This is a genomic window from Sorangium sp. So ce119 (assembly GCF_051524405.1).
GTDB classification, from domain to species: Bacteria; Myxococcota_A; Polyangia; order Polyangiales; family Polyangiaceae; genus Sorangium; species Sorangium cellulosum_G.
Genome location: NZ_CP150310.1, coordinates 7,176,949 through 7,196,263 on the forward strand (window position 1 = coordinate 7,176,949; position 19,315 = coordinate 7,196,263).

Here is a 19,315-nt window from a genome sequence, read left to right on the forward strand (position 1 = left end):
GGACATGGCCCCTCGAGACTCCACCCTTCGCACCCTCGTCTGGACCTGGGGAGCGCCGCTCGCCCTGGCGCTCCCGCTGCTCGCCGCGCCGCTCGTGCTCTCGGATTTCCGCCTGAACCTGCTCGGCAAGTTCCTCACGTTCGCCATCGTCGCGCTCGGGCTCGACCTCATCTGGGGCTACGGCGGCATGCTGAGCCTCGGGCAGGGGCTCTTCTTCGGGCTCGGCGGCTACGCGATGGCGATGTACCTCAAGCTGGAGACGTCCGGCGCGAAGCTGCCCGACTTCATGAGCTGGAGCGGCCTCACGGCGTTGCCGCTCTTCTGGGAGCCGTTCCGGTCGCCGGTCGTGGCGCTCTGCGCCGTGGTGATCGTGCCGATGGCGATCGCGGCGGCGGTCGGATACCTCGTGTTCCGGAGCCGCGTCCAGGGGGTGTATTTCTCGCTGATCACCCAGGGGCTCACGCTGATCGCGTCGATCCTCTTCATCGGCCAGCAGGCGATCACCGGCGGCACGAACGGGATCACGAACCTGAAGACGATCTTCGGGTTCGCGCGGGGCGCGGCCGCGACGCAGACGGTGCTCTACTTCGTGACGCTGTTCTGCCTGGGGGCGCTCTACCTCCTCTGCCGGCGGCTCACGCAATCGCGCTTCGGGCGGCTGCTCGTGGCGATGCGCGACGACGAGAACCGGGTGCGCTTCCTCGGCTACAACCCGGTCACCTTGAAGACGCTGGTGTTCGCGCTGTCGGCGGGCATGGCCGGCGTCGCGGGGGCGCTGTTCGTCTGCCAGGTCGGGCTCATCTCGCCGTCGTCGATGGGGGTGATGCCGTCGGTCGAGATGGTGACCTGGGTGGCGGTCGGCGGGCGCGGCACGCTGATCGGCGCGATCCTCGGGGCGATCGTGGTGAGCCTGGGCAAGAGCGCGCTGAGCGAGTCGTACCCCGAGGTGTGGCAGCTCGCCTTCGGCGCGCTGTTCGCGGCGTCGGTCATGCTGCTCCCGACGGGCGTGGCCGGCTTCGTGCGGCGTCATGCGGCGAGGCTCGGGCGCCGCGACGCGCGCGGCGAGGCGGGCGCGCGGGGCGACGCCGCGGCGGCCGGGGCGGAGAGCGCGGACGAGGTCGAGGCGGCGCGCGCCGAGGCGCCGGCGACGACCGGGCGCTGAGCGGGACATGGGGAACACGGGGAGAAGCGCCGAGATGAGCGGGGATCAAGCGAGGAGCGATGTCATGAGCCGCGGCAACATCGTCGAGGTCCAAGAGGTGACGGTGAGCTTCGACGGCTTCAAGGTGCTGGACGGGCTCGATTTCTCGATCCAGCGCGGGGAGCTCAGGTTCCTGATCGGGCCGAACGGCGCGGGCAAGACGACGCTGCTCGACATCCTCACCGGCAGGACGCGGCCGTCGAGCGGACGGGTGGTGTTCTTCGGAGGTGGGGAGTCGGGGCGAGAGGCCGTCGAGGTGCAGCGCCAGCCGGAGCACGCCCTGGTCCGGCTCGGCATCGGGCGGAAGTTCCAGACGCCGGCGGTGTTCGGCAGCCTCACGGTGCTCGAGAACCTCGAGGCGGCGCTGGGCTTCCGGGAGAGCGCGCCGGGGCTGCTCCGCGGGCTCTCGGCGGCGCAGGAGAAGGAGATCTCCGAGACGCTCGACCGGATCGGGCTCCGGCGGCGCGCGGACGTGCGGGCCGCGGTGCTGGCGCACGGGGAGCGGCAGTGGCTGGAGATCGGCATGCTGCTCGTGCAGCAGCCGAAGCTGCTGCTGCTCGACGAGCCGGTGGCGGGGATGACGCGGCGCGAGCGGGACCGCACGGGGGAGCTCGTGCAGGAGATCGCGAGGCACCGGTCGGTGCTGGTGGTGGAGCACGACATGGAGTTCGTGCGGCGCTACGCCAGCACGGTGACGGTGCTGCACGCCGGCAGGAGGCTGTGCGAGGGGCCGGTCGAGGAGGTCCAGGGCAACGCGAAGGTGATCGAGGTGTACCTCGGTCGGGCGCACGACGCGGCGCGCGCGGGCAGAGGCGCGGCGGCCACGGCGGCGGCGGAGGAGCGGTAAAGAGCATGCTGGTTGTCGAGGATCTCGCGGTTTATTACGAGGAGAGCTGCATCCTGTCGCAGGTCAGCCTGGACGTCGCGCCCGGCCGGGTGTCGTGCCTGCTGGGCCGCAACGGGGTCGGCAAGACGACGCTGCTCAAGGCGATCATGGGCGTGCTGAAGCCGCGGCGCGGGAAGGTGGCGCTCGACGGGACGGACCTCACGACGAGGTCGCCGAGCGACAGGGCGCGCGCGGGGATCGGCTATGTGCCGCAGGGGCGAGGGATCTTCCCCTACCTGACGGTGCGAGAGAACCTGCTGATGGGCTTCGAGGCGAAGAGCGATCCCACGCCGAGCCCGGCGGCGCTGGAGGAGATGATGGAGATGTTCCCCATCCTCAAGAAGTTCCAGGCGCGGGCGGCGGGGACGCTGAGCGGCGGTCAGCAACAGCAGCTCTCGCTCGCGCGCGTGCTGCTGCGGAAGCCGAAGCTCCTCTTGCTGGATGAGCCGACGGAGGGGATCCAGCCGTCGATCATGCAGGAGATCGGGGAGGTGATCAGAGGGCTCGGGAAGCAGGGGGACATGGCGATCCTGCTCGTGGAGCAGTTCCTGGATTTCGCGCTCGCGACGGCGAGCGAGTACTTCATCATGGATAACGGGGGGATCGTGCGGCGGGGGAAGGTCGAGGAGTTCGACGACGAGATCGCAAGGGAGTTCCTGGCGGTCTGAGGGGGCCGGCCAAGGGCGAGGGTGTTCGCGGCGTGGCGCTGCGCGGGGCCCGCCGGGCTCGCCTGGGACGTCCTCTCGACGCTGGCAGCGGCACGTCCACAGGCACGCGACCGGCAAGCCGCGCCGGCCGCGCATGGGCACTATGCCAGCACGTCTTCTACGCTGGCCGCGGTCATGGCCTGGTCCAGCCATCGGTGCAGGGTGCCCAGCTCGGAGCAGGCGTCGATCCGGGTCTCCATCGCCGCGGTCGGTGCGAAGCCGCGGCGAGCCAGCACCCTGCGCAGCAGCGCGCGCGCCTCGGTGAGCTGGCCCGTCTCGATCCCCCTCTCGATCCCCTGCTCGATGAGTTGCTCCCGGACCTCCGGGCTGTCGGCGAGCAGGGCCTGGAGGATCCACTGCCTGCGCGCCTCGATCTCCGGGTCGTCGACGCGGGCGAACCGTCGCAGCAAGTCCTCACGGGTCTTCAGTGACATCGGCAGGTATTCTAGCATGGAGATCACCCATTCCACATCCCGCCGCGGTGCGACCCACCGGGCGAAGTCGTCGAGGGCCTTTCCCGAGCGAGCAGTCAGGAACGGCACGAGCTCGTCGCGCAGCGGCAGCTCGTTGGCCGCGATCCAGAGGAACTGAAACGGCGAGGAACCGACGCGGTAGCAGCCAGGGGCGAACCGCTTCAGCGCGCGGACGGTGTGTAGCCACGACGGCAGGTGGGGAGCGACGACCCAGAGCGGCTCCTCGCCCATCCAGGGCGGCTCGCGCTCCTCGACGCGCTCGACCTGGCGCGCCTGACGGCGCAACAGCGCGCGCTGGAGCTCCACGATGTCGACGTGGTCGCCGGCCATCTTGATCTCGACGACCACCTCGTCATGGAAGCGCGCCACCGGCCAGGGCGCCGCGAGGGGAGCAAGCCCGTCGGGCCGCAGCACGCGGAGGTAGCCATCAGCCTGGACGCGCTCGAGCCGGACCTCGGGCGGCCGGTGCCATACGGCGGAGCCGGCGGTGACGCTCGGGGTCACCTCGGCGAAGGTCAGCTTCGCGAACCCGTCCAGCTTGCCCACGGCAGCGTTGATATCAGCGCACCTGTGGAGATGCACTTCGAACAAGTGTTCTGCATGGCGGATAAAGAGAGATGAATTCGCGTGCCTGCGCGGAAGTGCGTGAGAGCGCATGACCGTGTCCCGGAGCCCCGGGGCGATACTGCGCCGCGCGGTCGGGGCGGCCGCGGAGCGCCGCGGAACCGCGGGACGGCGCACCAAGGCGGGATGGGCGCCAGGTTGCCCCGCGATGACCACGTCACCGGCGGCGATCGCCTCCACCGCCCGGCGGGCGGTCTGCTTCGCGCCTCCGTCGAGCTTTCCCACGGCGGAGGTGAACTCAGCGCTCCGGGAGGCGTGCATTCCAACAATCGACTCTGCACGGCAGAAATAGAGACACCATTGTGGCAGCTCGCGCGTAACGGCGTGAGTCTGCGTGTCCTGCTGCCAGGCGGCTCGCTCGACAGCGGCGCTTCCGGGGTTGCTCGGCGGGTACCATCTCAGCGCTCGGTTCGCTCGACGCGAACGAGCGGACGCGAAGAGCGGCTGCGGCGCGCGCCGCGGGCTCCCCTGGGCCGAGCCGGCGTGCCGGCCGGCCCGGCGGCTTCCTCAGCTCGGTTCGTCCAGCACTTCGGCGAGGGTCTTCGCGCTGAGCACCCGCTCGGCCCACCGCTCGAGCGCGGCGGTCTCGGCCCCTTCGACCCGGGCCACGGCGGCGTCTGGCAGCTCGCCGAAGCGAGCGCGCAAAAGCCGCAGCAGAATGGCACGCTCTCCTTCCTGGCGGCCCAGCGCGACGTACTTCTTGGCGAAATCGCTCTGGTACTCGTAACCCTTCATGATCACCTCAAGCGCCCGGCGGGCCGCCTCGTTCAGGGAATTTAGCACGAGATCGCCGTAGAACCTGGCCCTGTCCTCCTCGAGCTCCTGGATGGCGGGCAGCACCGCGGCGGCGATCGTCGCCCCCTGCTCGCTGCTGCCGTGCGCCAGGGCGGAGAGCACGGCCAGCTCGGGCCGGCGGGCCGCCTCCGCGGGCTCCGTCACGATCGGAACCGCCTCGCGTCCCAGCACCGGCGGGCACAGGACGAAGCCGGGGATGCCGGTCTCTATCGGCGCTGCGCACCAGGCGGCGACGTGGGGGTCGGGCGCGACGGCGAGCAGGCCCACCTGGCAGCGGTGCGCGGCGCGCGCGCCCATGGCGTAGTCGGGCCAGCTATAGCGCTTTGACCTGCGGTGCTTCCGGGGTTGATCGGTGGGTATCATCTCAGCCCTCGGTTCGCTCGACACGAGGGGGCGGTGGAATCACGAGCAGCCTCGCGATACCATCACCGGCAATCCGTCAGCCATCCAGCTCCGGGGCTGTTCCGGCGCTGCTGCGTTGTTCATGGCGTGCCAAGCGCGATGGCGCGGCCGCATCGCGCGTTCCAGTCCCGGCGCAAGCGCGGGTGGATAGGTCCATGCTGGGCCGACGTGCGGCCGGTCAGGGTGGAGGACGCCCGCGGTCGCGCCGCTGTGGACAGCGCCCGTCCGGCAGCGGTAGGAGTAGTCGACATGCTCAGCAGGCGCGCGGGGTGGTGGTGGGCAGCATCGGTCTTCATGGCCGGCGGGTGTGGCACGCTCGTCGGGCTGGACGACGACTACTACCTGAACAGTGGCACCGCGACCGGGACCGGCGGCGACGCGACCGGGACCGGCGGCGACGCAACGGCGACCGGGACCGGCGGGGAAGGCGGCGCGGGCACCGGCGGCAGCCCGGCCACGACCGGCACCGGCGGGGACGGCGGCAGCGGCGGCACCGCGACGACGAGCTCCGGCACTACCGGCGGCGATGCGAGCGGCGGCGGCCCCACCAGCACCAGCACCAGCGGCGGAGACGCGAGCGGGGGCGGCCCGATAGCGACCAGCTCCACGACCGCCACCACCACGACCTCCGCCACCACCACGACCTCCGCCACCACCACGACCTCCGCCACCACCACGACCTCCGCCACCACCACGACGACCAGCTCCGGCGGCGGCGGGACGTGCACGATGGATGAGCGGAGGTGCAGCGGGAACACACCGCAACGCTGCGCCAGCGGCGAGTGGCAGAGCTCCCCGCCGTGCACGGGAACGATGCCCGTGTGCATCGACGGCGCGTGCCGGCCACGCTGCGGCGGGCTCGCCGCGACGTGCGGGCCGAGCGGCAACGAGAACTGCTGCGCAGCGCTGCAAGTGCCCGGGGGGACCTTCAACCGGGAGAACAACCCCGAGCTTCCGGCCACGGTGAACACCTTCGAGATGGATCGATTCGAGGTGACCGTGGCGAGGTTCCGGATGTTCGCGGACGCCTACCCCGAGAGCGCGCCGATGGCGGGAGCGGGCGCGCACCCGCTGATCCCGGGAACCGGTTGGAACCCGGACTGGGACGCGATCCTGCCCGCGGACCGAGCCAGGCTGAGCACGGCGGTCCGGTGTGAATCCGAGTTCAGCACGTGGACCGACGCGCCCGGCGCCAACGAGCGCCTGCCGATGAACTGCACCCTCTGGCACCTCGCGTTCGCGTTCTGCGCGTGGGACGGGGGCCGGCTGCCGACCGAGGCGGAGTGGAACTACGCGGCAGCCGGCGGGAGCGAGCAGCGAGCCCATCCGTGGTCGGTCCCCCCGGGCTCGATGACGATCGACAGCACCTACGCGGCGTATGCTTGCCTCGGGGCGGGGACCGGCACGTGCGAGTTCGCGGACATGCCGCCTGTCGGATCGAGATCGCCGAAAGGTAATGGACGGTGGGGGCACGCGGACCTGGCGGGGAGCATGGGCGAATGGACGCTCGACGCGTTCATCAGCAGGGACCATTACGTCAATCCATGCGTCAACTGCGCCGAGCTGGACGAGCCGGGGGCGACCCTCAATCGGGTGATCCGGGGCGGGGGCTGGAACCAGGATCGGGCGACACAGTTCGAGCGCGCCTATCACCCCGAGAATGACTTCACCCGTTACATCGGATTCCGCTGCGTGAGGACACCCTAGAACATGACGCCCTGGCTCCGCCGGTCCACGCCGCTCCTCGTCGTCCTCGGCTCGCTCTCGCTCTCCGCGCCCGCCCGGGCGCAGGACGTCGCGGCCGCGGAGGAGCTCTTCAACCGAGGGCTCGCCGACATGGAGGCAGGCCGCTACGAGACGGGCTGCAAGGCGCTCGCCGAGAGCGAGCAGCTCGATCCGCAGCCTGGCACCCTGTTCACGCTGGCCATGTGCGAGGCGCGGTGGGGGCGCGTCGCCACCGCGGTGACGCAGCTCGGGAACTACCTGGCCTGGGTCGACCGGATGACGCCGGCGCTGAGGGCCCGTCAAGGGGAGCGACCCAGGGCGGCGAAGACGGAGCGCGATCGGCTCTCGCCGCGCGTGCCGCGGCTCGCGCTGTCGCTGCCGGCGAGCGCCCCGGCCGGCACGGTCGTGAAGCGCAACGGCAACACGCTGGGCGCGGCCGCGCTGGGCGTCGCGCTGCCGGTGGATCCGGGGGAGCACCGGCTGTCGACCCAGGCGCCCGGAGGGCCCGTCTGGGAACAGACCATCACGCTCGCCGAGGGCGAGACGAAGACGCTGACGCTCGAGATCAAGGAAGCACCGGCGCCCAACGCCCCCGCGCAGCCGCCGCCGACCTCCACGCCGCCAGCGCTCAAGTCCGCGACGCAGCCGACGACACCGGAGTCGCCGGCTGCCCCGGACGCGTCGACGACCCCGGGGGGCCGGCGGACTGCCGCTTACGTGGCGGGCGGGGTCGGCGCGGCGGGGATCGTGCTCGGCGGGATCATGGGCGCGCTCGTGCTCGGGAAGAAGGCGGCCGTCGACGAGCACTGCGGCAGCGCGATCGGCGCGAGCGACGAGAAGGCCTGTGACGCGACAGGGGTCGACGCCGCGAGCAGCGGGAACACGATGGCCCTGATCAGCACCATCGGATTCGGGGTCGGGCTGGCCGGGCTGGGCGCGGCCGCGGTGCTGTACTGGACCGAGCCGAAGCCGCCGGGCCCGGCGACCGGCGCGGCCCCGAGGTGGGTCAGCGCGGGGGTGCTGCAGGTCGGGCCGACGGGCGCGGTCGTCGGCGCGCGAGGGAGCTTCTGAGAGGCGGCGGCGCCCTCCGGAACCGCGCGATGGACTCCCGCAGCCGGCCGCGCTCCCGGGAGCTTGAAGCGCCGCGATCTCCGCGCGGTGGCCCCCCCGGGCGGGAGGCCACCGGACGGGAGGCCACCGGACGGGAGCTCGCTCGGACCACGCGGCGGCGAACCTGTCCACGTATGTCCGTGGCAACAACGACCCGTCGACGCGCGGCAACAACATCGGGGTCCGCTGCGCACGGGCGATCCTCGCGGCGCGCCGCCGCGTATCCTTGACGCCGCCCGCGCGCCACGCGACCCTCCTCGATCGTGTCGACTACACTGGCGGAAGGGACCGTCTTCGCGCGCCGCTATCGCGTCGTGCGCCTCATCGCCTCTGGCGCCATGGGGGCCGTCCACGAGGTGGTGCACCTCGAGACCGAGCGCCGCCGCGCGCTCAAGGTCATGCACGCGCACCTCTTCCAGAGCGAGGAGATGCGCGAGCGCTTCAAGCGCGAGGCGCGCATCGCGGCGCACATCGAGAGCGAGCACATCGTCGATGTCTTCGACGCGGGCGTCGACGAGGCGACCGGGATGCCCTTCCTTGTCATGGAGCTGCTCCGCGGCGAGGAGCTCGGCCAGCGCCTCCAGCGCGTCGGCCGCCTGCCGCCCGACGAGGCGGTGACGTACCTCCACCAGGCTGCGCTGGCCCTCGACCGGACGCACGCGGCGAACATCGTGCACCGGGACCTCAAGCCCGCGAACCTCTTCCTGTCGCAGCGCGAGGACGGCTCGTTCCTCGTGAAGATCCTCGACTTCGGCGTGGCGAAGCTCGTCGCGGAGGGCGCCACCGCGGCCGGGGCCACGCGCAGCCTCGGCACGCCGCTCTACATGGCGCCCGAGCAGTTCCAGGTTGGAAAGAAGCTTACCGGCTCAGCGGATATCCACGCCCTGGGCATGATGGCGTTCACGCTGCTGGTGGGGCTGCCGTACTGGGACCCCGAGGCGAACGAGGCGGGCGACGTGATCGCCTTCGCGATGCTGGCCATCCGCGGCCCGCAGGAGCCGCCGGTGCAGCGCGCGCGCGCGATGGGCGTGGCGTTGCCGCCGGGCTTCGACGCGTGGTTCGCCCGGGCCACGGCGGTCGATCCCGCGGCGCGGTTCCGCAGGGCGACCGAGGCGGTGCAGGCCCTGGGCGAGGTGTTCGGCATCCCGGTGGGCGGGCGGCGCGCGGCGTTCGCGAGCTCGCCGTCGTCGCCCGGGCTGTACGCGAGCGCGCTGCCGCCCGGGCTGAACCCGAGCTCGCCGCCCTCGCCCGGGGCGCGACAGAGCGCGCCGTCGCACCCCGATCTGCCGCCGACCCTCCAGCGGACCGAGTCGGCGCTGGGGATGACCCCGTCGCCCGAGCTCGGCGCCGGCTCGCCGGCCCTGCGGCTGGCGGCGACGTCGACCGGGGCCGCGATGGGCTCGCTGCCGCCGAGGCCGCGCCGGGCGCCGCTCATCGCCGGGGTGGCCGCGCTGGGCATGGGCGCGCTCGTGGCCGCGGGGGTCTGGCTCTCGATGCGCTCGGGGGGCGGCGAGGTGCCGGCGGTCCCGGAGGTCGCCGCCGCGAGCACGACCACGCCGGAGCAAGCCACGGCCGCGCCCGCAGGGGCTGCGCCGGCCCTCGCGCCGAGCGCGGCGGCGCGCGAGCCCGGCACCGCGCTGGAGCCGGGCGCGGCGGCGCTCGAACCGGGCGCGGCGGCGCTGCCGACGCCGGTCGCCGTCGCGGCGCCGACGGTGACGCCGGCGCCCAGCGCGCGCGTCGCGGCTGCGCCCACGGCGAGCGCGCCTCCCGCGGCGCGCTCGAGCAAGACGGCGACCCCGGCGCCGAAGCCGGTCGCGAGCGCCAGGACGTCAACCCCGCCCAAGAAGACACCCCAGAGCTCCCTCTTCGGTCGTTACTGAGCCCGGCGGCCGCCGCGCGGTCGTCGCGGCGCGTCCCCATCTCGTCGACTCGCCTGCTGAGGGTGCCCGCGATCGACGCCGAGAGAGCTAAGGAGAAGCGATGAGAAGCAAGCGCGCTGCACGGTGGTGGGCGGCGTCGGCCTTCATGGCCAGCGGTTGTACGGCGCTTTTAGGGCTCGATGCGGACTATCACCCGGTGGAGAGCGGCGACGCGGGCCCCGGCGGCCGGCACACCGGATCCGGCGGCGGAGACACCGGCCCCGGCGGCGACGACAGCGCGGACCCAGGCGGCGGCGGCCATGGCGGCAGCGGAGAGTGCGCGCCCAGCGACGCGCGGTGCACGGACAACCGGGTGCAGCGGTGCAGCGATCACGGGCAGTGGGGCGCACCGGAGGCGTGCCCTGCAGAAGCGCCCGTGTGCCGCGGGCGGACGTGCACGGCGCCGCCGAGCTGCGACGGGCTGCCCTCCACGTGCGGGCCAGGGAGCGCCGAGAGCTGCTGCGCGACCGCGATGATCCCCGCGGGGAGCTTCGATCGCAGCAACAATCCGGAGTTTCCGGCCACGGTGAGCGGCTTCTTGCTGGATCGCTTCGAGGTGACCGTGGGGAGGTTCCGGAAGTTCGTGGAGGCGTATCCCGGGAGCCAGCCAGTCGCCGACGCCGGAGCGCACCCGGGCATCCAGGGCAGCGGGTGGAATCCCGCCTGGAGCAGCGAGCTGCCCGCGGACGCGGCGGCGCTGAGGGCCGCGGTGACGTGCGCTCCGGACAACCCGGACATGGCCACGTGGACCGATGCTCCCGGCGCGCACGATCACCTGCCGATGAACTGCGTGAGCTGGTACGTCGCCGCCGCGTTCTGCGCGTGGGACGCGGGCCGGCTGCCGACGGAAGCCGAGTGGAACTACGCGGCAGCCGGAGGGAGCGAGCAGCGGCAGTATCCGTGGTCGAGCCCGCCGGAGTCGACGGAGATCGACGCGAGCTACGCGTCGTACGATTGCAGCGAGAGCGCGGCGCCGGGCTGCACGTTCCAGAGCAACTTCTCGGACATCGTGCCTGTCGGGTCCCGCTCGCCGAGGGGCGACGGGCGATGGACGCAGGCCGATCTCGGCGGGAGCATGCGGGAGTGGGTGCTGGACGGGTTCGGCGACTACCCGGCTCCGTGCGTCGATTGCGCGAACTCGACCGACACCGCGGAGCGGGTGGTCCGCGGCGGGAGCTCGTTCGGCAAACCGAACTTCCTGCTGTCGTCCGAGCGCGTCAACGTCGCGCCCTCGACCGTCTACTACAGCATCGGCATCCGGTGCGCGCGGACGCCGTAGCGGGCCGCGCTCAGGCGAAGAAGTCGAACGACGTGCCCGCGCCCTTGCTGCGCGCGGCGGCGTAGACGACACGGGCGAGCGCGACGTCCTGGATCGCGAGCCCGGTCGAGTCGAACACCGTGATGGCCGCGTCGCCGCGCCCGGCGAGCTTGCCCGCGACGATCTCGCCGATCGTGCCCTGGATGTGCTCGCGGTGCAGGGCGCCCGCGTGCAGCGGCACGTTGACCTCGCCGCTCTCGGTCGCCTGCGCCCAGTCGTCGATGATCACGCGCGCGTCCCGGAGGATCTCCGGATCGAGCTCCTGCTTGCCGGGCGCGTCGGCGCCCATCGCGTTGATGTGCGCCCCCGGCCGGACCCACGCGCGCTGCACGACCGGCGCGCGCGCCGGCGTCGAGGTGCAGAGGATGTCGCAGCCCGAGGCCTCTTCCGCCGACACGGCGCGCCCGCCCGCCTCGGCCGCGAATCGCTCGCTCGCCTCGCGCGACACGTCCGCGGTGAGCACCTCCAGCCGTTCGCCGTACACGGCGCGGTGGGCGTCGAGGAGGAAGCGCGCCTGCACGCCGCAACCGATGAAGCCGAGGGTCCGGGGGTTCGGCCGCGCGAGGTGCTTCGACGCGATCGCCGCCGCCGCGCCGGTCCGCACCGCCGTGAGGCGGGTCGCGTCCATCACGGCGAGGGGCGTCGCCGTGGCCGGGTCGCTGAGGAGATAAAGCCCCCTGACGCACGGCAGGCCGAAGCGCGCGGGGTTCTTCGGGTGGGAATTGACCCACTTCACCCCGGCCGCTCCGTCGACGTAGGCCGGCATCGCACGCAGATCGCCGTCGTGTGCCGGGAGCCCCAGGTACACCTTCGGCGGCATCGCGGCCTCGCCTCGGCCGTGCGCCGCGAACGCCGCCTCCACGGCGGTGATGGCCGCCTCCATGGAGAGGAGGGAGGCCACATCGGACTGGGAGAGGAGCAGTGTTTTCTCGGGCGTCATCGCGCGCGACCGTACGCCAGCCCGCCGTCGAACGCACGCGCTCCGGCCGCGGATGGGTGCGCTGGCACGCTCGGCGCGCCGTCTCTCCATGCGGGTCACGGCGCAGCTCGGCGCACACGCCGCGTCCGGGAGCGCGGATGAGATTGCGGAGGACACGACAGAGGGGTTGGCAGGCGATGCTGTTGCGCCGAAGATGGCATGGCGCTGCGGCGTGGGGTGCGGTTCACCTCGCGTCCCGACAATCTGTTTCTGGTGGAGCGGGTGGATGAACATACGACTCGTGGCAGGTCTCTTTGTGCTCGCGCTCTCGACGACCGCCGGGTGTGGCGACGATGACGGTGAAGGTGGCAGTGGCGGGTCCGGTGGTGCCGGTGGCATCGGCGTGACAGGCAGCGGCACCGGCGGCTCGGACGCGACCAGCACTGGCAGCAGCGGTGGTGCCGGGCCCACCGGAACTGGCGGCGCCGAGCCCACCGGCACCGGTAGCGCCACCGGCTCGGGCGGCGCCGAGCCCACCGGCGGCACCGGCGGCGCCACCGGCTCTGGCGGCGCCGAGCCCACCGGCACCGGCGGCGCCACGGGCACTGGCGGCGCCGAGCCCACCGGCGCCACCGGCTCTGGCGGTGCTGAGCCCACCGGCACCGGCGGCGCCACGGGCACTGGCGGCGCCGAGCCCACCGGCGCCACCGGCTCGGGTGGCGCCGAGCCCACCGGCGGCACCGGCGGCGCCACGGGCACTGGCGGCGCTGAGCCCACCGGCGCCACCGGCTCGGGTGGCGCCGAGCCCACCGGCGGCACCGGCGGCGCCACGGGCACTGGCGGCGCTGAGCCCACCGGCTCTGGCGGCGCCGAGCCCACCGGCACCGGCGGCGTCACCGGCTCTGGCGGCGCCGAGCCCACCGGCACCGGCGGCTTCACCGGCTCTGGTGGCGCCGAGCCCACCGGCACCGGCGGCGCCACCGGCTCTGGCGGCGCTGAGCCCACCGGCGGCACGGGTGGCGCCGAGCCCACCGGCGGCACCGGCGGAGGTCCCTCCACCATCTACGGCGCCGCGTGCGCCGACCACGAAGCCTGCGCCGGCGAGTACTGCATCACGGAGACCGAATGGGGATGGCCGTCCGGCTCCTGCGCGAGCCCGTGCGATCCCGCCGTGGGCGCATGCTCCGAGGGCGGCGTCTGCGTCGATTTCGGCGAGGGCGTGGGCCTGTGCGTCCTCAGGTGCAGCGGACCGGACGCGTGCCGTGATGGCTATACATGCAGCGAGATTGTCGACGGAATCACCGCGTGCACCCCGGCGTGCACCGACCACGCGCAGTGCACGGAGCTCGGCATGTGCGACCCGTTCGACAGCACCTGCAAGTCGGGCGAGGCGGCGTGCGCCGACGGCGTGGACGACGAGGGCGACGGCCTCACCGACTGCGCGGACCACGACTGCAGCGCGACCTGCGGCCCGATCGCCGACGCAGCCTGCGCGGACGCCGCGGCCGTGACGACGACGACGACGATCGAGGGCGACACGTCGACCGGCACGAGCGTGTTCCAGGCGAGCTGCACGGGCGGCGGGCCGGAGCAGCTCCACCTGTTCAGGCCGCCCGCGGGCCAGTCCGGCACGCTCCTCGTCGTGCTCCAGTCGGAGAGCGATCACGGGCTCTATGCCCGCACGGTGTGCACGAACAGCCTCGCCGAGATCGACTGCAATGACGAGTACGCCGCCACGGACACCCGTCTCGAGGAGGAGGAGCTCGAGCTCGTCGTGCGCAGGGACGAGGCGGTGCCGATCTTCGTCGACGCCTACTCCCCGGACGACGCAGGGCCGTACACGCTCGACTTCGTGTTCTCTCCGGCCACCTGCGGCGACGGGATCATCAGCCAGCCCGAGGAGTGCGACGACCGCAACACAACCAGCGGCGACGGCTGCTCGGCCGAGTGCACCCTGGAGCTCGACGATGCCTGCGCCGACACGCTCCCGGCCGTCCTCGGCGACAACCAGGGCGACACGTCGACCGGCACGACGCTGTTCGACGGCACCTGCTTCACGCGCGGGATGCCGGAGAAGATCCACACGTACACGCCGCCGAGCGACGGCACGCTGACGCTGGCGCTGTCCTCCGCGACCGACCTCGGGCTTTACGTGCGGACGAGCTGCGCGGACGCGGACTCCCAGATCCGGTGCGAGGACCGCCAGGCCGGCGGCACCTTCCCCGAGACGATCGCGCTCGACGTCGACGGCGGCGCGCCCCTGTTCATCTTCGTCGACACGTACAGCGCGGCGGAGGCCGGGGCGTACACGCTCCACCTCGCGTTCACGCCCGCCCCCTGAGCCCCGGCGCCGCGCCCCGGGCGCGCCCGGAGCGCCCTCGCGTCGGGGCGGATGAGCTACGCTGCGCGCGTGCTCGCCCCCCTCCGTTCAGCCCGGTCATCTCCCCGCAAGCTCCTGCTCGCCGCCGCGGCGCTCGCCGCATGCGCCTGTCGGCCGGCGCCCGCGCGCCCCCCGGAGGCCGCGCCGGCCCCCTCCAGCGCGGCCGGCGCCGCGCCCGCGGCTCACGACGCCGCCGGGCCGGCGCCGCAGCCCGCGCCGTCGCCAGGCGGCGACGGCGCCGCGCAGCCTCCTGCGGCGGCCGCGGGCGACGGCGCCGCCGAGATCGCGCTCGACGGCCGGTCGCCCGTGAAGCTCGCGCCGCCGCCGTTCGGCCAGACGCTCGTGCGGCCCGCGCCGGCCGGAGGCTCCGCCGCGCCGCGCCTCGTGAAGGTCGCCGAGCAGAAGAACGCAATCACGGACGCGGCGGCATGGTTCACCAGGAACGGCCTCTCTCTGCCGACCCTGCAGGTGCCGAGCGCCCCCCAGAGCGACGCCGGCGCCCTCCCCTCCTTCGTTCCCGCCCGCTACCGCGACCATGCGCTCGTCAAGGCGATCGATCACGGAGACCACCTCGCGCTGCTCTACGGCCCGAGCTTCAACGACGCGCGCCTCGTCGCGATCGTCGACGCCGCGCGCAAGGTCGTCGCCTTCCTCGACTTCGAGAGCTACCTCACGCCCCCCGAGATCGCGCCCGGGGAGGCCTCGTTCGTGCGGGGCCACGTCGGCTGGGCCGTGGCCAGAGACGGTGTGCTCTACGTCTCGTCGGGCCACAGGACGTACGCGGCCTCGTCGAAGGGCAAGAACGCCTTCCTCTCGGCGATCGATCTCGCCTCGGGACAGCTCCTCTGGCAGAGCGCGCCGCTCGTCTGCAACGCGGAGAACTTCGTGCTCCACGGAGATCACCTCCTCTGCGGATACGGCTTCACCGCGGAGCCGGACTTCCTCTATGTCCTCGAGCGCGCCACCGGCAAGGTGGTCTCGAAGCTCCCGATCAAGAGCGGGCCTGAATACCTCGTCGAAAAGGAAGGCAAGCTCTTCGTCCGCACATACGACACGGATTACGTCTTCGATATCCGCTGAAGCGGCGCCCGGGTGCGGCCGACGCCGGGCGAGCGGGGCGCTATGCCCCACGCGCCAGCCGCTCCGCCCGGGGCCAGGCGCCGCTGCGAGCGCTCGTCCTCGTGCTCGCCCCTCGGCGCCGGGCCGACGACGCGCCGTGCGCACTGCTCCCGATCGGCACGGCATCCCGGCACGGCAGGCGGACCGTCGCGTCGCCGGCGTCCTGGGGCGGCGCGCCGCGGTGGGGCCGGTCCTCGCTGCCCCGCGTGGCGGAGCTCGTCCGCCGAGCGCTGCCCCGCGTCCCTGGACCGGACGGGCGCGTGGAACGCGATGAAATTCGACGGAATGGCGCGAGACGCCCCGTGTGTCGCAAACTGCCCCAGGGGAGCACGCGCTCCGTCGCGCTCGCCGCATCCCCGGCGCCGGCCTGGAGATTCACGAGGGACGCAAGAACCTGCTCCTGTCGCGCAGAGCTTGCGCCGCCAGGACCGCGCCCGGCGTCGGTCAACGGCGGAGCCCGCCGCGAGCGCGCTGCCTCACGGCGGAGCGACCGTGGCAGCGAACTTGCACCCGTGTGGTTTGAGCACACACGAGGGTTTCATGGTCGCAAAGAACCATCACGCGGGCCCTGCGCAGCAGGCGAAGCAGAAGTGAGGGGGCCCGGCTGCTGCACGATGCCGTCCACGTCGACCTGGCAGCCCCGGAGCGGCGCCCGCCCCGGGCCACCGCGCAGCGGGTCGCGAGGTCGGTACATTCCCTGGTGCCCAGGTCCGACGTACAGCGCGTGGCCTGGAATCGGCTGGTGCGGCGCAGCGACCCACAGCGACTTGCCGTGACGCGTCCCATCGACGCGGGATGAAAGGAGCGATAATGCAACTGGAGCTCACGTTCCGACATATCGACAAAAGCCCTTCACTCGAGGAGCTGATCCGGGAGCAAGCGACCAAGATCCAGCGCTTCAACGACCACATCAACAGCTGCGCGGTGGTGGTGGAGCGCGACCACGCGAGCCAGGGCACGGGGGGAGAGTACCGCGTGCGCGTCGACCTCCACGTGGCCGGCAAGCAGGAGATCGTGAGCGAGGAGCGGGCCGCCAGGAACCTGCTGCCGACGGCGGTGCGCGACGTGTTCCAGCGCGCGGGTCGGCAGCTCAAGAAGCTCGCGAGCGAGCAGCGGAGCGAGGTGAAGGCGCACCCGGCGCAGGACACGTCCGGCGTGATCACGAAGCTGTTCGACGACTACGGCTTCATCACGACGATCGACGGCCGGGAGATCTATTTCCACGAGCGCAGCATCCTCTCGTCCCCGTTCTCCGAGCTGAAGATCGGCATGGGCGTCGCCTACACCGAGGAGGACGGCGACAAGGGCCCTCAGGCGAGCACGGTGCGGATCGTGGACGCGCGCGGCGGCAACCGCAGCCGCGAGGAGATACCGACCCTCAGCTAGTCCAGCTAGCCTCGTGAACGAGGCGCGGCGCCGCGCACGGGAACGAGCGCGGCGCCGCGCTCATATCGTCGTGCCGCGCGGCAACGTCGGGAGCGGCGACGGCATCGGCATCGATTCCGGCCGGGGCGCGGCCGGCGGCGTCGCGCTCTCCTCCTCTCCCCGAGGAGCGACGCCGCCCTCGTCCGCCGGGCCATCGGGCTGCTGCGGCGGCGGCGCCCTGCGCTGCCTCGCGACGCACTCCTCCCGCGCCTCCCTCAGCGCGTCGATCCGCTCGGCGGCCTCCTCGAGCCTGCGCTCGAGCGAGCCCACGCGCGCCGATTCGCGCCTCAGCTCCGAGAGCACGGCCCTGAGCTCGTGCTCCCTCGACCGGAGCGCCGCCCTCGCCCGCTCGCCGTCGGCCTCGGTCCGCTCGAGCCGCCCGAGGAGGCGCTCGCGGTCGATCTCGAGGCCGGCGATCTCGCGCTCCAGGGCGCTCTTCGACTGCTCGTGGCGCGCGTCGGCCTCCGCCTTCGCGGCGGACGCGGCCTGGGCCGCGCGCCGCGCGCGGAGCTCGGCGTGCTCGGCCAGGAGCTTCGCCTCGGTCATGGCGTCCCTCGCCGAGTTGGCGCTCCGCGCGGCGTCGCTCGCCTCCATCGCGAGGGCGAGCGCCTCCTCGGTGGCGCGCTGCGCCTCGGTCATCTTCGCGAGCGCCTCCTGTGCGGACGCGTTCGCGGCCGCCTCGAGCCGGCTGTGCTCCCGCGCGGCGCGCTCCGCGGCCTCGGCCGTCTTCCGCGCCCGCGTCGCGTGCATCCAGAACACGGTGGTCGTCGCGACCATGCCCATCAGCACGACCACGCCGAGGGCGAGCAGCGCCCGCGTGAGGCGCTCGCGGCGCGCCTCCGCCGCGGTGGCCGCGTCCAGGAAGCCGCGCTCCGGGCCGGAGAGGTCGTCGATGTCGCGCGCCCACGCGGACAGCTCGTGCAGCGCCTTGCCGCGCGGCAGGAGCCTCGGCGCCTTCCCGCCGGCGACCCACCTCGAGAGCGCCTCGTCGAACTCCCGCTTCGCCCGGCCGAGGCGGTGCAGCGCGGCCGCGACCGCCGCCATCCGCGGCCGCGCCTCGGGATCGAACGACAGCACCGTGTGGACGAGGGCCACGAGGTCCGGCGGCGTCGCGGCGCTCATCGGCGGCGGCCACGCCCCGGTCGCCGCGTCGGGCGTCTGGCCCTCGAGCAGCTCGTAGAGGATGACGCCGAGCGAGTAGACGTCCGCCTTGACGTCGACGCTGCCGGAGTGGCGCTCCTGCTCGGGCGCCATGTAGCTCCTCGTCCCGAGGCCCCACACGCCCTCCTGCGTGAACGGCATCGTGGGCTGCCCCGCGCCCCCGCTGCGCGGCGCGCAGGGCTCGATGGACGCGCGCGCCCCCCCGAACGACGCCGCCTCCGGCGGGAGCTCCGCCGGCGCGGCGGACGCCGCCTCGGGCCGGCTCTCCACCGGCGCCGCGGACGCCGCCTCGGGCGGGATCTCCACCGGCGAGGGGAGGATCGCGGGCCTGCCGAGGCTCACGAGCGGGAGGCTCCGGAGCGCGGCCTCCTCGCGCGCGTCGAGGTCTGCGGCGGCGCTCCCGGCGCCTGTCGTGGCCACCAGCGTGGGCGCCGGCTGCGCGGAGAGCTCGGTGCGGATCGCCGGCGCGGACACCGACGCGACGGGGCCGGTCCCGTCGAGCTCCACGACCTCGGGGAGACCGCCCCAGAGGACCTTGGCGATGCCGAAATCGAGGATCTTGACGCGGCTGCCCCCGGGCGCGAGCTCGTCGTCGACCACCATGATGTTCTCCGGCTTGAGATCGCGGTGGACGACCCTGGACGCGTGGGCCGCGGCCATGGCCGACGCGATCTGGTAGCCGAGCCGCACGACCTGGCGGGGCCGGTCCGCGGGCGGCACCGCCTGCACCCAGTCGCGCAGGCCGCGCCCATCGAGGTACTCCATCACGATGTACGGCGAGCCGTCCTCGAGCTCGCCGGAGTCGAAGACACGGACGATGCCCGGGTGGTTGATGATGTTGACGGCGATCGCCTCCTGCCGGAAGCGGGCCACGACGTCCGGCCGGCGGGCGTAGTCGCCGAGCAGCACCTTGATCGCCGCCCGCGCGCGCGTCTTCGGGTGCCGCGCCCGGAACACCCGCCCCATGCCGCCCCGCCCGAGCTCGCCCTCGATCAGCCATCCGCGCAGGACCGTGGGGACCGGCGCGGGCTCGTCCTCGACGCGGTCGCTGGCCGGGCGCATCTCCATGCCCGGCCATCCTGCACCCGCCGGTTTGCCGGCGGAAGCCCCGACGCGCGCCGGCGCGCCGCCCCCACCCGCGCGGTGGTGGG

General features: G+C 73.3%; 15 protein-coding genes. 10 read left to right on the forward strand and 5 right to left on the reverse strand.

From position 1 onward, the window contains the following. The first annotated feature begins 4 nt into the window (after window positions 1-4). The 3 genes from urtC to urtE all read left to right on the forward strand — a co-directional run bounded on the left by urtC (window position 5) and on the right by urtE (window position 2,755). A complete protein-coding gene (gene urtC / locus WME76_RS26975; protein WP_437955155.1) occupies window positions 5-1,162 on the forward strand; it encodes an urea ABC transporter permease subunit UrtC in 1,158 nt (385 codons plus the stop codon). Between the two features lie 64 nt (window positions 1,163-1,226). After that, complete coding sequence (urtD, locus tag WME76_RS26980; RefSeq protein ID WP_437955156.1) at window positions 1,227-2,048, forward strand: urea ABC transporter ATP-binding protein UrtD; 822 nt, start codon at window positions 1,227-1,229, stop codon at window positions 2,046-2,048. A gap of 5 nt (window positions 2,049-2,053) precedes the next feature. Beyond that, window positions 2,054-2,755 carry an urea ABC transporter ATP-binding subunit UrtE gene (gene urtE / locus WME76_RS26985; protein ID WP_437955157.1) on the forward strand — a complete coding sequence of 234 codons (702 nt, stop codon included), beginning with the start codon at window positions 2,054-2,056 and terminating at the stop codon, window positions 2,753-2,755. Window positions 2,756-2,895: 140 nt separating this feature from the next. Here urtE and WME76_RS26990 read toward each other — a convergent pair whose 3' ends face one another. From WME76_RS26990 to WME76_RS27000, 3 genes are all read right to left on the reverse strand, one after another. Beyond that, entirely contained in the window at window positions 2,896-3,813 is a 918-nt protein-coding gene (locus WME76_RS26990) for a hypothetical protein (protein WP_437955158.1), read from the reverse strand. A 585-nt stretch (window positions 3,814-4,398) separates the two neighbouring features. Continuing rightward, window positions 4,399-5,049, reverse strand: coding sequence for a DUF4351 domain-containing protein (locus WME76_RS26995; RefSeq protein WP_437955159.1), 651 nt, complete (start codon window positions 5,047-5,049; stop codon window positions 4,399-4,401). A gap of 377 nt (window positions 5,050-5,426) precedes the next feature. Further along, a complete protein-coding gene (locus WME76_RS27000) occupies window positions 5,427-5,915 on the reverse strand; it encodes a hypothetical protein (RefSeq protein ID WP_437955160.1) in 489 nt (162 codons plus the stop codon). Between WME76_RS27000 and WME76_RS27005 the strand changes: the two genes are divergently transcribed. From WME76_RS27005 to WME76_RS27020, 4 genes are all read left to right on the forward strand, one after another. After that, complete coding sequence (locus WME76_RS27005) at window positions 5,902-6,795, forward strand: formylglycine-generating enzyme family protein (RefSeq protein WP_437955161.1); 894 nt, start codon at window positions 5,902-5,904, stop codon at window positions 6,793-6,795. The genes WME76_RS27000 and WME76_RS27005 overlap by 14 nt on opposite strands. A gap of 3 nt (window positions 6,796-6,798) precedes the next feature. Next, entirely contained in the window at window positions 6,799-7,884 is a 1,086-nt protein-coding gene (locus tag WME76_RS27010; RefSeq protein WP_437955162.1) for a hypothetical protein, read from the forward strand. Between the two features lie 302 nt (window positions 7,885-8,186). Next, window positions 8,187-9,803 carry a protein kinase domain-containing protein gene (locus WME76_RS27015; RefSeq protein ID WP_437955163.1) on the forward strand — a complete coding sequence of 539 codons (1,617 nt, stop codon included), beginning with the start codon at window positions 8,187-8,189 and terminating at the stop codon, window positions 9,801-9,803. Between the two features lie 196 nt (window positions 9,804-9,999). Further along, entirely contained in the window at window positions 10,000-11,121 is a 1,122-nt protein-coding gene (locus tag WME76_RS27020) for a formylglycine-generating enzyme family protein (RefSeq protein ID WP_437955164.1), read from the forward strand. 10 nt (window positions 11,122-11,131) lie between these two features. Here the strand turns inward: WME76_RS27020 and WME76_RS27025 are convergent, their stop codons facing one another. Continuing rightward, a complete protein-coding gene (locus tag WME76_RS27025; RefSeq protein ID WP_437955165.1) occupies window positions 11,132-12,100 on the reverse strand; it encodes an ornithine cyclodeaminase family protein in 969 nt (322 codons plus the stop codon). Window positions 12,101-12,380: 280 nt separating this feature from the next. On the opposite strand from WME76_RS27025, the gene WME76_RS27030 reads away from it, so the two are divergent. The 3 genes from WME76_RS27030 to WME76_RS27040 all read left to right on the forward strand — a co-directional run bounded on the left by WME76_RS27030 (window position 12,381) and on the right by WME76_RS27040 (window position 16,964). Next, a complete protein-coding gene (locus WME76_RS27030; RefSeq protein ID WP_437955166.1) occupies window positions 12,381-14,420 on the forward strand; it encodes a DUF4215 domain-containing protein in 2,040 nt (679 codons plus the stop codon). A gap of 69 nt (window positions 14,421-14,489) precedes the next feature. Continuing rightward, on the forward strand, window positions 14,490-15,539 hold the full coding sequence (locus tag WME76_RS27035; RefSeq protein WP_437955167.1) for a hypothetical protein: 1,050 nt from the start codon (window positions 14,490-14,492) through the stop codon (window positions 15,537-15,539). 849 nt (window positions 15,540-16,388) lie between these two features. Then, window positions 16,389-16,964: an HPF/RaiA family ribosome-associated protein gene (locus WME76_RS27040; protein WP_437955168.1), complete on the forward strand. Its 576-nt coding sequence runs from the start codon at window positions 16,389-16,391 to the stop codon at window positions 16,962-16,964. Between the two features lie 60 nt (window positions 16,965-17,024). On the opposite strand, the gene WME76_RS27045 is transcribed toward WME76_RS27040, so the two are convergent. After that, complete coding sequence (locus WME76_RS27045) at window positions 17,025-19,232, reverse strand: protein kinase domain-containing protein (RefSeq protein ID WP_437955169.1); 2,208 nt, start codon at window positions 19,230-19,232, stop codon at window positions 17,025-17,027. Window positions 19,233-19,315: the final 83 nt, after the last annotated feature.

What these genes read in the sequence shown, in the direction of transcription:
- urtC (WP_437955155.1), top strand. Translation starts at nt 5, where the DNA reads ATGGCCCCTCGAGACTCCACCCTTCGCACCCTCGTCTGGACCTGGGGA.
- urtD (WP_437955156.1), top strand. Translation starts at nt 1,227, where the DNA reads ATGAGCCGCGGCAACATCGTCGAGGTCCAAGAGGTGACGGTGAGCTTC.
- urtE (WP_437955157.1), top strand. Translation starts at nt 2,054, where the DNA reads ATGCTGGTTGTCGAGGATCTCGCGGTTTATTACGAGGAGAGCTGCATC.
- WME76_RS26995 (WP_437955159.1), bottom strand. Translation starts at nt 5,049, where the DNA reads ATGATACCCACCGATCAACCCCGGAAGCACCGCAGGTCAAAGCGCTAT.
- WME76_RS27005 (WP_437955161.1), top strand. Translation starts at nt 5,902, where the DNA reads ATGCCCGTGTGCATCGACGGCGCGTGCCGGCCACGCTGCGGCGGGCTC.
- WME76_RS27000 (WP_437955160.1), bottom strand. Translation starts at nt 5,915, where the DNA reads ATGCACACGGGCATCGTTCCCGTGCACGGCGGGGAGCTCTGCCACTCG.
- WME76_RS27010 (WP_437955162.1), top strand. Translation starts at nt 6,799, where the DNA reads ATGACGCCCTGGCTCCGCCGGTCCACGCCGCTCCTCGTCGTCCTCGGC.
- WME76_RS27025 (WP_437955165.1), bottom strand. Translation starts at nt 12,100, where the DNA reads ATGACGCCCGAGAAAACACTGCTCCTCTCCCAGTCCGATGTGGCCTCC.
- WME76_RS27040 (WP_437955168.1), top strand. Translation starts at nt 16,389, where the DNA reads ATGCAACTGGAGCTCACGTTCCGACATATCGACAAAAGCCCTTCACTC.
- WME76_RS27045 (WP_437955169.1), bottom strand. Translation starts at nt 19,232, where the DNA reads ATGGAGATGCGCCCGGCCAGCGACCGCGTCGAGGACGAGCCCGCGCCG.